Origin of the sequence: Caballeronia sp. J97 (assembly GCF_905220305.1) — a bacterium.
Classification (GTDB): domain Bacteria; phylum Pseudomonadota; class Gammaproteobacteria; order Burkholderiales; family Burkholderiaceae; genus Caballeronia.
This window is the reverse complement of record NZ_CAJMZL010000007.1, coordinates 92,171-104,995: the sequence shown is the minus strand read 5'-3', so window position 1 is coordinate 104,995 and position 12,825 is coordinate 92,171. Positions and strand designations below refer to the sequence as shown.

Below are 12,825 nucleotides of genomic sequence, written 5' to 3'. Positions count from 1 at the left end.
TATAGCAGCTTGCAAGAAAGCAGGATGTAAGCCGATGTTGGAGCGGGTGATGTCTTGTTGCCTAGGGGTCACCTGCTTTCAGAAGCATGGTATTTGTAATTGAAGATAAAAAAAGCGCATTTAATTTAGCGGGAGTGAAGGCAGGAGGAGAGTAGCGTGAGAAGGTTACTATCAATAGCAATATTAGGAATACTATGTAACGTAGCAGAAGCACAGAGCTCGGTAATTTTGTATGGAATTGTCGACGTGGGGTTAAGCTACGTGAACAACACGGTTTCCGGTGGTCACAGTGGCAGCCAAGTCTCGATGGCGAGTGGCAACGTGCAGGGAGATCGTTGGGGCTTGCGCGGCACAGAGGATCTCGGCGGAGCTCTGAAGGCACTGTTCGTGCTCGAAGGCGGAATGACCGTCAACAATGGGGCGCTGGCGCAGGGTGGCGACCTATTCGGCAGGCAAGCTTATGTTGGGATATCGTCTGCGTTGGGAACGGTGACACTCGGTCGACAGTACGACTCCGTGGTCGACTATACCGCGGTCTTCGCATCGACTTCGCAATGGTCATCGCGCTACGGCTCGCACCCAGGCAATCTCGATAATAATCTTCCGGCCTATCTGGTCAATAACTCAATTAAATACACCAGTCGGCCGTATAGGGGGATAATTTTTGGCGGTGTCTTTGGTTTTGGTGGGGTGCCAGGTGAATTTAGCCGAAATAGCATATGGTCAGCTGGGGTCGGATATGCTCACGGTCCATTCTCAGCGGGTATCGCTTATATAAATATAAATTATCCTAATTATTCATTCTTTGGAAATAATGCGAACTCCAGTGCCACTGGGTCAAACATGGCTTCGAGCGCAGTGATCTCTGGATATGCATCAGCGGCAAAGCAGCAGGTTCTGACGTCGGGCTTAGCATATGTTATCGGGGGCGTGACGCTCGGAGCGACGTATAGCAACGTGCAGTTCAAGCGTATCGGTACACTGCCGGAACTCCCTGCAATGGGCATAGGAGGCGACGCGCGGTTTCACAACGTCGAATTTAACTTCAAGTACAGGGTTACTCCGTTTCTGCTTGTAGGCATTGCGCACAACTATATGCAAGGGTATGGCGTGAACAACGCTAAATACAATCAAACGATGTGTGGGTTCGATTATTTTCTGTCCAAGCGAACAGATTTATATTTGGTCGGTGTTTATCAGCATGCTTCTGGAATCGACTCGACGGGGCGGCGGGCCGTGGCCAATATAAGCACGCTTTCGCCGTCGTCGACGGCCAATCAGACGATTGGAGCACTTGGCATTCGACAAAAATTCTAGCAGTTGCGACAATCGGCTACTTGCACCTGTCGCGCGCGGGGGGCGTCGACCACAACCTGAAAGGTCCTACCTCAAGTGGCATTTCCGACAGTCAAAGATCCCATTGTGAACGTGTCCGCCGTTCGGCGGCGTGTTCAGGTGCCAGTCGATGGATGCGTTGCTCGCCGTTCTCTGCGGTTTGCCTGATCCGTCAGCGCAACCTGTCTTAAGTGTCCGGGTGCATGATGCGAAGGTTTGGCAATGTTAGTGGTTGCAGTGATGCGATGGACGACTACGCGACGGGCCGAGCTGCTGTGCGAACGCACACACGACGCCCTCGCCAGGGCGAAGCGTTCTGCCGAGAGATGGTGACCGCACGGAAGAGGGTGGCGTTGGCACTTGACGATTCTGTCGCGAACAATGCCTTGCCGTCCGCACTTTCGGGTTGTGGCGAAGAAGCTTACGGGCGAAAGGCGGTCGACGAGTCCGCTGGCTGTGACGGCCGACGTCGCGTATGTCGTCGTTTGCCCCGAAGGTGGGCCTGCGGCGACACCATCATCTGCGTCAGCCGATACGCCATCATCACCGACGCGTGATCGCGTTACGTTATCGATCGCCGGCGTTCGCATCGGATTTGAGTGGCGTGCATGCGGAGCGCTTCGCGCTCTTCGTTCTTGACCAGCTTGGCGGTGCACGGTGCTGATCGCCGTTGACGTTCGAGCCGACATCCGCCGCGAGCCGGTCGACATGCGCAAGTCGATCGACGCTCTGTCGCATCTGGTCGAGTCGCTGCTTGCGCAGAAGCCGGTTGTGGAGAGTTTTTTCGTGTTCGTCGGCCGTGACTGCACGAAGGTGAATTGCCTCTATCGGGATCGTACCGGGTTCGCGCTTTGGTACAAGCGGCTCGAGCATGGGCATTCCCATCGCCCCCGGCGCTCGGACAACGTGGATTCACGCCCGCGGAACTCAATGCGTGGCTCGAAGGTATTGAGAGTCCAGCGCGGTAGCCCTCCTCGTGCCGTCGCGGTGAGCTGTCAAGCTCTCGGTCGTGGAACACATCCGCTTCAAGTATGCAACGAAGAAGGATGGCGAGTCGACGATTGTCACGGCGAGCGCTCAGTCCTCGCCACTTGGAAGGCCAGGATTTTCGGTGAGGACACGTCACGTCGATTCAATCAGAATATTGGCTCCTCCCTATGGGAATTCCCGCATCGCGCTTTTTTCATGGGCAACGGCAGTGGGGCGGGTCGGTCATGCAGAAGCGTCGAGGTTCAACTCGAGTGTGCCAATTGGGTCGAACTGAGCGACGAGCGATTTTTCCGTAGGAAAGTCTGCTCGTCGTAGTCGACAACTGGGAGCAAGACCTAAATGTTTATCCGTGTGTCGTTGCGCTGGAGTGATCGCGCCATGGAACGACTTGGAGGGAAGAGCGGGGGCCAATCGTCGGCTCGTCCGGGTCAAGGGTTTGCTCGGCTCGGCGAATCTTATGAAAGCAGCCCCAGCGCTCGTTCCGAACTGATTGCGCTGTAAGCGTCGAGTGACTCGACGAGCGCTGGGTGTTCGCGCTGCTTTTTGAGACTATCACGATGATTTAATCTGATTCAATCGACTGCGGGAGGTTCGGTTTCAGCGTCAGGAACCTTGCTTGCCCCTTAATTGCCGTTACAAGTCTTCCAAACTCTCGCCCCGTTCAGAAATGATCCGGCCCAATTCTCGAGTTGACGGGACTCGCCGACTCGGATTCGTGGACTCTGCCTCGTCTTCTGCCAAGTTTTCGATGACTGCGAGCAATACCTTGCGCGCCGTCTTGATGTCCCGTTCGCTCAATCCCATCACGCTGATATCGTTGACCTCTTCTGCCAACGGGACTAGCTTGATCTTCAGTGCTCGCCCCTTTGGCGTGAGGTAGACGTGCGTATTCTTCTTGTTCTCAGGGCGCTGCTGTCGCTCGACTAGACCCAGTTTTTCCATAGCGGTGACCGCAGCAAACGTGGTAGGCGCCATGACGCCCGCCTGATCACTTAACTCGCGCTGCGTGAGTCCGTCCGTCTCCCAAAGGATGCGTAAGAAAGTCCAGTGCCCAAACGATACGGAGTGTTCCGTAAGTCGCATCTGAAGCGCACGGACCATGGAGCGTGCCGCGTCCTTGACCAAGTGGGCCAGGCGGTCATTCGGCACCGACTCGTGCCAGTGGCGAAGCATTTCCGCGGTTTCGCGCGGCGCTCCGCTTTCAGTCTTGTTGCGTGCCATAACAGTGTTTTGAAGAAAACGGTAATCGCGTAAACGACATGATAGCGGGTCGCGAGTCGCCCCAGCCCTCTCCGGCAAGTTTAGGCGCGCATGTCGGTGCAAACCCTTACTTGTTCGCGCATCGAAGCCTTTGTACCATTATCGTTAGATATCGAATAAAAATTTGGTTGATGCCTGGAACGAGTGGACGAGCGCCACGCGTTGCGCGCGTCGTTTTGTAAGAGTAAGCGCAACGGAGACGTTTGGTGGCCAAACCCACGATCACTCAATTCATGTCGGAATCGGACGCATCAGCGGGACGCGTCGAAGCCACCTATCACAAAGTCACATGGCGGTTGATGTCATTCATTTTTATCTGCTGGGTGCTGAACTACTTGGATCGAGTGAACGTGAGCTTCGCACAACTGCACCTGAAGCAGGACCTCGGTCTCTCGGACGCGGCGTATGGGCTGGGCGTGAGTCTATTTTTCATCGGCTATATAGCGCTCGAAGTACCAAGCACCCTTTTGCTCAAGAAGATTGGCGCGCGGCTCACGATTTCGCGAATCATGGTCCTTTGGGGCGGCATCTCAACTGCCATGGCCTTCATGACGACGCCGACCCAATTCTACTTAGCGCGGATTCTGCTGGGCGCCGCAGAGGCAGGCTTTTGGCCCGGCATCATCCTGTATCTGACTTTCTGGTATCCGGGCGCGCGTCGCGCACGAATCACCTCGCGTTTCCTGCTAGCAATTGCGGCAGCGGGGATCATCGGCGGTCCACTGTCGGGCTGGATCTTGCACAACTTCGTAGACGTGCTCGGATATAGAAATTGGCAGTGGCTCTTCTTCTTGGAAGGCCTGCCGGCGCTGGTGATGGGTATCGTTGCGTTCTTCTATCTTGTCGACAGGCCGCAGGACGCTCGTTGGCTCGACGACGAACAGAAGAAGATCATTCTGGATGCGCTGGCTGCTGATCGCGCCGAGAAGAAACCCGCGAAGCACAGCCGCCATCAACTGCTCGTTGCACTGAAGGACCCCCGCGTTTATATCCTGGCAGCTGGATGGGGAACGGTGCCGTTATGCGGAACAATCCTCAACTACTGGACGCCGACTATCATCCGTCAGGCGGGCGTCACCGATGTGTTCAATATCGGCCTGTTGTCCGCTCTGCCGTACATCATCGGTGCGCTAGGCATGTTCGCCGTGGCGCGAAGTTCTGACGTGACGCTGGAACGCCGCTGGCACTTCTTCGGCTGTACAGCGATAGGTGGTCTTGGTGGACTGATGTTGCCGATGGTCGCCGGGAATTCTTTGATGTCGATCCTCTGTCTTGGCATGATCTCGATCTCATATTTCGGTGCAGCCGCAATCATCTGGTCAATTCCCCCCGCGTACCTGAGCGACGAAACTGCCGCTGCAGGTATTGGGTTGATCAGCAGCCTCGGACAAATCGGTGCGTTCTGTGGGCCGATCGCACTCGGTTGGACCAAGACGCTAACTGGAAGTCTCTCGGTCGGACTGTCCGGCATCGCAGCGCTTGTCCTGTTGGGCGGTCTAGCTGTCTTGCTTGGGGTCCCAGCAAACACCTTGCGCGAACACATGCAGCAGCCCTGAGGGCGACTTGCGTATTGAAGCGGCTCTTGGGGCGCCGCGTGACGTTTGCTCGCCAGCGCAACGCTTAATGATGCGATTAGGCGCTTGCTTTTCTCGGGTTGATGTTTGGCGCCTGGGGCTGTCGCTGGCGACACTCGACACTGCTGCTGAATGAGCAGCACTGCCATTGCCCGGAGCCACCGCATGCGTTCCCACCCGTTCGGAAACAAGACGGCTCTGCGAGTTAGCAATCGGGGGGGGAGCGCGACCGACCTGTTAGCACAATCGGAATCGTCTTCGACGCGCCCTCCTTGCGCAGATAATCCCTGCCGGTCCGACGACCGAACAGCGATGTACCGATTTTAGCGACATCGGCCCGCTCAGGGAAAACCCGCTTGCCAAAATATGCTTAGATATCTAATATAAACGTATTGGTTATCAACGTTGATCCGCATCACGCAGGACTGACGAGACTGGAGAGAAGGGTAATGAGCGAGATGGCAAACGACGAGCTTTCATTCAAGACGCTCGTAGTGACCGAAAAGGAGGATGTCGCAGAAGGAATTTTTCGATTCGAACTGCGAGATCCGGAGGGCCGCGAGCTCACCCCGTTCACCGCCGGCGCGCACGTGACGGTGCGCGTACCTAGCGGTGCCAATCGCAACTACTCGTTGTCAAACGACCCAGAAGAGACGGACCGCTATGTGATCGCAGTCAAACGCGATGCAGCAGGCCGTGGTGGCTCAATCAGCATGGCGGACAACCTGCACGTAGGCGATCGGATTCAAGTGGCGGAGCCGCGAAACGAGTTTGAACTTAGCGAGCGCGCCCGCAGTTTCGTCTTCGTCGCCGGTGGCATCGGCATCACGCCGATCCTTTCGATGATGCGATATCTGACTTCGACCGCAGGCCCTCGCTTCAAGCTTTATTACCTCACGCGTAATCCCGAGATGACGGCGTTTCTCGAGGAACTCACGAACTCCGAATGGCGGTCGCAGGTGGTGGTCCATCACGATTACGGCGATCTCGCGAACGCTTTCGATTTCTGGCCCGTCTTCGAGAAGCCGGGTAGCGGGACTCACGTTTACTGCTGTGGCCCACGTCCGTTGATGGACTGTGTGCGGGACATGACAGGTCACTGGCCACAAGGCAGCGTTCATTTCGAGAGCTTCGGCGTCGATCAATCGCTCGCAGCGGAGAACAAGCCCTTCAAGGTGAAGCTTGCGAAATCTGGCCAGACCTTTGAGATTCCCACGGATCGCTCGATCCTCGAGATTCTTCGCGACAACGGGATCCGAGCCCCGAGTTCATGCGAGAGCGGAACCTGTGGATCGTGCCGCACGAAACTTTGCTCTGGAGATGCGGAGCACCGCGACATGATCCTTACCGAGGACGAGAAATCCTCCCAGATCATGATTTGTGTTTCGCGAGCGAAGAGTGAAGAACTGGTCCTCGACATCTAACGAGCGACTCTGAACGAACTGGTGGCAAGGAGATAGGGTAATGCTTACGCATGAAGAAAATGAGTTGCTGTGTCGTGTCGAGGGTGACGCTCTTATGGGACAGATGATGCGGCGTCACTGGACGCCCGTTTGTCTGATCGAGGAAGTCAGCGAGCCGGATGGCCCGCCCGTCAAGGCCCGAGTATTGGGGGAAGACCTCGTCGTGTTCCGCGACACTGACGGCAACGTAGGCGTGATGGACGAGTACTGTCCGCACCGTCGCGTGTCGCTCGTCTACGGACGTAATGAGGACTGCGGTATTCGCTGCCTGTATCACGGCTGGAAGATGGACGTAAAGGGCAACGTGATCGAAATGGTCTCTGAGCCTGCGTCGAGCGACATGACGAAGAAGGTTAAGCACAAGGCCTACGAGACAAAGGAGTGGGGCGGGTTCGTATGGGCCTACATGGGCCCTCAGGACTCGATTCCCGAATTTGTGCCCCCGCCTTGGGCTCCGACCGAAGACACGCGTGTGAGCATCGCGAAAGCGATCCTGCCTTGTAACTGGGCACAAGTTTTGGAAGGTGCGATTGACTCGGCGCACAGTTCCAGTCTGCACTCGTCAGACTTTGTTCCGGCGCGCGTAGGCGGTGCTGAAGCGACTGCAAAGAACTGGTTGCGCCCGTCGACTGACAAGGCGCCGCGTTTGCAGGTGCATCGCACGAGCTACGGCTTCCGGTACGCGGCACTTCGCCGTCCGATTCAGAACGCTGCCTCGCACGACTATGTGCGCTCAACTGTATTCGTCGCGCCCGCCACAGCGCTGATTCCGCCGAACAATTTGTATAACGTCGCGAACGTAAATGTACCTTGCGACGATACCAGCACGACATTTTACTTCATGGCATGGGGTGATTCGGACAAAACGCCTGAGACGGAAACGTGGCGCAAGTTTCTGGGTCAGCAGGTCGGCTTTGACCTGGACGAGTATTACCGCCCATTGCGTAACCACGATAACCGCTTCTGGCAGGATCGGGAGGCAATGAAAGCTGGCAACTTCACTGGCATCAAGGGCTTTCCGAACCAAGACATCGCTATGTGGGTCACCATGGGTCCTATTGCTGACCGTTCGGAGGAGCGACTCGGAGCAAGCGACGTGGCCGTCGTGGAGTTTCGGCGCCGTATGCTGGACGCGCTTAGCGACTTCCAGGCGGGAGAGACGGCCATTGGAACTGGCGAGATGACCATTCCGAGAAGCGTGTGTTCCTTCCAGGCGATGGTGCCGAAGGACACTGATTGGAAACAGTTCGCTGCGCAGCCAGTAGGGGGCGAGCGTGAGCAGCAATCCGCAGAGCTCGAAACCAACTATCAGGTCCACCAGTGATGGAAAAACTGAGACTCGGCATCGTTGGATTGGGCCGCGCGTTCTCGCTGATGCTGCCGACGTTTCTTGCGGACCTACGAATCCAACTCGTCGGCGCATGCGATCCTCGCGCTCAGGCACGTGCGCAGTTCGAAGCTGATTTCGATGCTCCGACGTTTGACGACATTGAGGCGCTCGCGCGGATGCCGGGTATCGATGCGCTCTACATCGCCAGCCCGCATCAGTACCACGCGGCGCATACCCGCGTGGCGGCGCGCTATGGCAAGCACGTGCTCGTCGAAAAACCGATGGCACTGACGATCGCGGAATGCGATCAAATGATCGTCGCATGCCGCGAAGCGAATGTGCATCTAATCGTCGGTCACTGTCATAGCTTCGATACGCCGTACCGGCGCACCCGCGAGCTGATTTTGTCGGGCGGTGTCGGCGAAGTGAAGATGATTCAGGCTCTGAACTACACCGACTACCTGTTTCGTCCTCGTAGACCAGAGGAGTTGAGAACGGAAGAAGGCGGTGGGGCGGTGTTCAGCCAGGCGGCGCATCAAGTTGACATCGTCCGGCTCCTTGCGGGCAGTCGCGCGACGCGTATTCGCGCAGCGGTCGGCAATTGGGATCGATCACGTCCTACTGAGGGCGCATACACCGCAACCCTCTGGTTCGAGAACGGCGCGTTTGCGTCGCTTTCATACAACGGCTATGCGCATTTCGATTCGGATGAATGGACCGGTTGGATTGGCGAAATGGGCCGCCCCAAGAGCTTTGACGATTATGGCAGCGCGCGGCGCAAGCTAGCTCTTTTACGGTCTAAGGACGAGGAGGCGCGACTTAAAGCGGCAGGCACATATGGCGGCGATGCCTACACAGCCCTATCGATGACTAGCACTAGCGTCGACGTGCCAAAACATCAGCATTTCGGTCCGGTCATCGTGTCGTGCGAGCACGCAGACCTCCGGCCATTACCGGACAGCATCATTGTGTACGGAGATGAGCGCTGCCAGCGTATCGCCCTCGCAGCACCCGCGGTCCCGCGTGCCGAAGTGATCGACGAATTGTTCGCGGCCGTCCATGGCGGTATCGCGCCGCTGCATGACGGAATCTGGGCGCGCGGCACCCTTGAGATCTGTATCGCCATGCTGCGTTCGAGCGCAGAGCAGCACGATGTGCTTATTGGCGCTTGACGCTCGATCCACGTCGACTACGAGAAACAATTAGACAGGAAAGCAATAATGAGCAAGCTAAATTTGTCCGTTGCCGTAGGCAACTACGACCGTATGCGGCCGCTGGTGGACGGGGAAGTGCAGATCGATGGTGTCGATCCCGTTTTCATGCTGCAAGACCCGGAAGAAATCTTTTTCCGTGCTTTCCGACATGCCGATTACGATATCTGCGAACTGTCGCTCTCAAGTTACAGCGTGAAGACGGCAGCTGGTACGAGTCCCTATATCGGTGTGCCGATTTTCCCCTCCCGTGCGTTTCGTCACACGTCGATTTACGTCAGAAACGATCGCGGCATCGAGTCCCCCAGTGACTTGAAGGGCAAGCGCATAGGCGTGCCTGAATATCAGCTCACTGCGAACGTGTGGGCCCGCCTCTTTCTCGAGGAAGACCACGGAGTCAAGGCATCCGATGTGACCTGGGTACGCGGAGGATACGAGGAGACTGGACGCGAGGAGAAAATCAAGCTGAACCTTCCCGCAGACGTGCACCTCGAAAACGCGCCTTCGGATGCGACGATCTCCGGTCTCCTGGCGTCCGGTAAAATCGATGCGGTCATTGGTCCGCGCGCGCCGTCATGCTTCACGAACGGCCACCCTAACGTCAAGTACCTTTTCGCGGAGCCGCAGAAAGCGGCTTCCGACTGGTATAAGCGTACAAAGCTTTTCCCGATCATGCATTTGCTCGGCATCCGGCGCTCGTTGGCTGAGCAGCATCCGTGGCTCCCGGGTGCAGTCGCAAAGGCGTTTGAACGGTCGAAGCATGTTGCCTTAACGAAACTCAGCGATACGTCGGCAACGAAAGTGACCTTGCCATTCGTGGAGGAACAACTGCGAGCAGCGCGTCAACTTATGGGTGACGACTTCTGGTCATATGGTTTTGACGCGAACCGCCAGGTCCTGCAGCGATTCCTGGTGCGCCATCACGCCGAGGGATTGTCGTCGCGGAAGCTGGAACCGGAAGAACTGTTTCATCCCGCCACGTTAGAGAGCTTTAAGATCTAAACGTAGACTGCCCCGCTGCTTCGAGAGGCTCCGGTTCGTTTCGGCGATATCGGAGCCTAACTTCATGTCCAGACGGCCGTTACCTCGGATCTTGACATGCAGCTGACCTGCTCCCTGAAGCGCCCCGGGTTTTCCGGAGACCTCAGCTCCTGAGAGAATAGGGTCATGGAAAACGTCGACAAAGCAAAACGGAAGACAGCGCCGAAGTATTCGGCCGAGGTACGCGAGCGCGCGGTTCGCATGGTGTTCGAGCACCGTTCGGAATACGCCACACAATGGGAAACGATCCAGTCGATCGCTGCCAAAATGGGCTGTTCGCACGAGACATTGCGAAACTGGGTTCGCCAAGCTGAGAGCGACCGTGGTTTGCAGGCGGCCCCCGCGACGCAGGAGCAGGATCGAATCCGCGAGCTCGAACGCGAGGTCCGGGAACTGCGCCAGGCGAACGAGATTTTGCGTAAGGCCTCGGCGTATTTCGCACAGGCGGAGCTCGACTGCCGACCGAAGTGATGATCGCATTCATCGACGATCACCGGTCAGCTTACGGGGTCGAGTCGATCTGCAGAGTATTGCCGATCGCCCCGTCGACTTGCTATCTGTATGCAACCCGCCGTGCTGATCCGCGTCGGCTGCCAGCGCGGCAACAGCGTGATGCCTTGTTGAGTCAGCACATACGGCGCGTTTGGGAAGACAACTTTAGAGTGTACGGCGCGCGTAAGATCTGGCGACAGTTGCTGCGCGAAGGTTTCAGAATTGCGCGATGCACAGTTGAGTGGTTGATGAAGCGGCCAGGCCTACAAGGTGTACGGCGGGGTAAGTCAATGCGAACCACCGTCAGCGATAAAAACGCACCTTGTCCGCTTGATCATGTGCAGCGTCAGTTCAAGGCGTTAGAGCCGAATGCGCTGTGGGTTTCAGATTTCACGTTTGTCGCCACTTGGCAGGGCTTCGCGTATGTCGCCTTCATCGTTGATGTGTTCGCGCGACGCATTGTAGGCTGGAGAGTATCGAGTTCAGCGCGCACCGATTTCGTACTGGATGCGCTGGAGCAGGCACTACATGAGCGCCGACCGGCCGAAGGTAACCGTTTGGTACATCACTCGGACCGCGCGTCGCAGTACGTTTCCATTCGGTACACGGACCGGTAGCTGAAGCAGGGATTGAACCGTCGGTCGGCAGCGTAGGCGATTCATACGATAACGCACTCGCTGAAACGATTAACGGCCTGTACAAGGCTGAAGTCATTCATCGACGCGGTCCGTGGCGCAATGTGCAAGCCGTCGAACTGGCGACACTTGAATGGGTGGACTGGTTCAATCACCAACGTCTGCTTGAACCTATCGGCAATATCCCTCCGGCCGAAGCGGAAGCCGGTTACTATGAGCAACTCGCTGGAGTGCCAATGGCAGCTTATCTCCAGCAAAACCGTCTCCGAGATTCCCGGTGCGCTTCACACCGCATTTCGTACGGTGACAGTGTAGAGTCCGTTTCAGAAAGGAACGGCAATGAAAAAGCGATTCACCGAAGAACAAATCGTTGGTATCTTGAAGGAAGCCGACACGGGTCTGAAGCCGCCGGCGGAGCTGTGCCGTAAGTACGGCATCTCGGAAGCGACCTACTACAATTGGAAAGCGAAGTTCGGCGGGGTGACGATCTCCGAAGGGCAGCGCCTGAAGGAACTGGAACAGGAGAACAACAAGCTCAAGCGCTTGTTGGCCGAATCAATGCTCGACAGCGCTGCGCTGAAGGACCTGCTGGCTCGAAAGTAGCAAGCCCGCGGGCCAAGCGCGAAGCGGTCGGAATATTGATGACCGAACGCGACATGGGTGTTACCCGGGCCTGCGGGCTGGTAGGGATTTCGCGCTCGCTTTTCCACTACGAATCACGCCGCCGAGTTGACGATGAAGCGCTGACTGCCCGCATGATGGCTATCGCCACTCAGAAGCGCCGCTACGGCTATCGCCGGATTCATGTGCTGTTGCGGCGGGATGGCTGCTTCGCCAACCATAAACGCATCTGGCGCCTGTACAGCAAGGCAGGACTGAGCGTGCGCAAGCGGCGACGCAAGCGTATTGCGGCTGTCGAGCGCACGCGACTGCCGTCACCAACGGGCCCGAATCAGAGTTGGTCGATAGACTTCGTTTCTGACGGGCTGGCTTATGGTCCGCGGTTTCGATGCCTGAACGTGGTCGATGACTACACGCGCGAGTGCCTGGCCATCGAGGTTGATACTTCGCTGCCGGGCTTACGAGTACGGCAAGTGCTTGAGCGGCTCAAGGAGATGCGAGGCTTACCCGTATCCATCACGGTCGACAACGGGCCGGAGTTCGCTGGTAAGGTGCTGGATGCATGGGCCTACGAAGCCGGTGTTACGCTGTCGTTCATTCGGCCTGGCAAGCCGGTGGAGAATGCCTATATCGAGAGTTTCAACGGGCGGTTCCGCGATGAATGTCTGAACGAGCATTGGTTCGTCTCAATGCGCCACACCAAGCAGCTGGTTGAGGAATGGCGTATCGATAACAACACCGAGCGGCCCCACAGCTCACTCGGCGATCTCGCACCCGATCAGTTCGCCCGGGCGCATGAAGCGGCCTCGCAGTCTTTAATGTCGGACTCTAGCTACAGTCCGGACTAAAACCAGGGGCAGGTCACAGCAGGTT

Annotated in this window: 9 protein-coding genes, 1 pseudogene and 1 other annotated feature; of the genes and pseudogenes, 9 read left to right on the top strand and 1 reads right to left on the bottom strand. The window is 57.1% G+C overall.

Annotation, left to right across the window (positions count from 1 at the left end):
• Positions 1-156 precede the first annotated feature (156 nt).
• Positions 157-1,317, top strand: coding sequence for a porin (locus U4Y90_RS12620; RefSeq protein WP_321794905.1), 1,161 nt, complete (start codon positions 157-159; stop codon positions 1,315-1,317).
• A gap of 726 nt (positions 1,318-2,043) precedes the next feature.
• Positions 2,044-2,640 carry an IS66 family insertion sequence element accessory protein TnpB gene (gene tnpB, locus U4Y90_RS36115; RefSeq protein ID WP_415749336.1) on the top strand — a complete coding sequence of 199 codons (597 nt, stop codon included), beginning with the start codon at positions 2,044-2,046 and terminating at the stop codon, positions 2,638-2,640.
• A gap of 318 nt (positions 2,641-2,958) precedes the next feature.
• On the opposite strand, the gene U4Y90_RS12610 is transcribed toward tnpB, so the two are convergent.
• Positions 2,959-3,546, bottom strand: coding sequence for a MarR family winged helix-turn-helix transcriptional regulator (locus U4Y90_RS12610; RefSeq protein ID WP_321794903.1), 588 nt, complete (start codon positions 3,544-3,546; stop codon positions 2,959-2,961).
• 272 nt (positions 3,547-3,818) lie between these two features.
• Here U4Y90_RS12610 and U4Y90_RS12605 point away from each other — a divergent pair, with 272 nt between their 5' ends.
• The 7 genes and pseudogenes from U4Y90_RS12605 (at position 3,819) to U4Y90_RS12575 (ending at position 12,800) form a co-directional block, all read left to right on the top strand.
• Complete coding sequence (locus U4Y90_RS12605) at positions 3,819-5,141, top strand: MFS transporter (RefSeq protein WP_321794994.1); 1,323 nt, start codon at positions 3,819-3,821, stop codon at positions 5,139-5,141.
• 476 nt (positions 5,142-5,617) lie between these two features.
• Positions 5,618-6,583, top strand: coding sequence for a PDR/VanB family oxidoreductase (locus U4Y90_RS12600; RefSeq protein ID WP_415749335.1), 966 nt, complete (start codon positions 5,618-5,620; stop codon positions 6,581-6,583).
• Between the two features lie 40 nt (positions 6,584-6,623).
• Positions 6,624-7,946 carry a Rieske 2Fe-2S domain-containing protein gene (locus U4Y90_RS12595; RefSeq protein WP_321794901.1) on the top strand — a complete coding sequence of 441 codons (1,323 nt, stop codon included), beginning with the start codon at positions 6,624-6,626 and terminating at the stop codon, positions 7,944-7,946.
• The gene (locus tag U4Y90_RS12590) at positions 7,946-9,124 is read left to right on the top strand and encodes a Gfo/Idh/MocA family oxidoreductase (RefSeq protein WP_321794900.1); all 1,179 of its coding nucleotides are present in this window, start codon (positions 7,946-7,948) and stop codon (positions 9,122-9,124) included. Before U4Y90_RS12595 ends, U4Y90_RS12590 begins: the two co-directional genes overlap by 1 nt.
• A gap of 48 nt (positions 9,125-9,172) precedes the next feature.
• Entirely contained in the window at positions 9,173-10,165 is a 993-nt protein-coding gene (locus U4Y90_RS12585; protein WP_321794899.1) for an ABC transporter substrate-binding protein, read from the top strand.
• A 165-nt stretch (positions 10,166-10,330) separates the two neighbouring features.
• Positions 10,331-11,576 (top strand): annotated as a pseudogene (locus tag U4Y90_RS12580) (IS3 family transposase); the annotation flags it as partial.
• Positions 10,633-10,749 (top strand) — a sequence feature (AL1L pseudoknot). (Overlaps the previous pseudogene by 117 nt.)
• 94 nt (positions 11,577-11,670) lie before the next feature.
• Positions 11,671-12,800, top strand: a protein-coding gene (locus U4Y90_RS12575) for an IS3 family transposase (RefSeq protein ID WP_415749333.1) whose coding sequence is annotated in 2 segments (ribosomal slippage) — positions 11,671-11,914 and positions 11,914-12,800 — 1,131 coding nt in all. Because the reading frame shifts where the segments join, the coding sequence is not laid out codon by codon here.
• The last annotated feature ends 25 nt before the right edge of the window (positions 12,801-12,825 follow it).

Excerpts from the sequence above, each read along its gene's own strand:
- U4Y90_RS12600 (WP_415749335.1), top strand. The coding sequence starts at position 5,618 with ATGGCAAACGACGAGCTTTCATTCAAGACGCTCGTAGTGACCGAAAAG.
- U4Y90_RS12605 (WP_321794994.1), top strand. The coding sequence starts at position 3,819 with ATGTCGGAATCGGACGCATCAGCGGGACGCGTCGAAGCCACCTATCAC.
- tnpB (WP_415749336.1), top strand. The coding sequence starts at position 2,044 with ATGCGCAAGTCGATCGACGCTCTGTCGCATCTGGTCGAGTCGCTGCTT.
- U4Y90_RS12585 (WP_321794899.1), top strand. The coding sequence starts at position 9,173 with ATGAGCAAGCTAAATTTGTCCGTTGCCGTAGGCAACTACGACCGTATG.
- U4Y90_RS12590 (WP_321794900.1), top strand. The coding sequence starts at position 7,946 with ATGGAAAAACTGAGACTCGGCATCGTTGGATTGGGCCGCGCGTTCTCG.
- U4Y90_RS12610 (WP_321794903.1), bottom strand. The coding sequence starts at position 3,546 with ATGGCACGCAACAAGACTGAAAGCGGAGCGCCGCGCGAAACCGCGGAA.
- U4Y90_RS12595 (WP_321794901.1), top strand. The coding sequence starts at position 6,624 with ATGCTTACGCATGAAGAAAATGAGTTGCTGTGTCGTGTCGAGGGTGAC.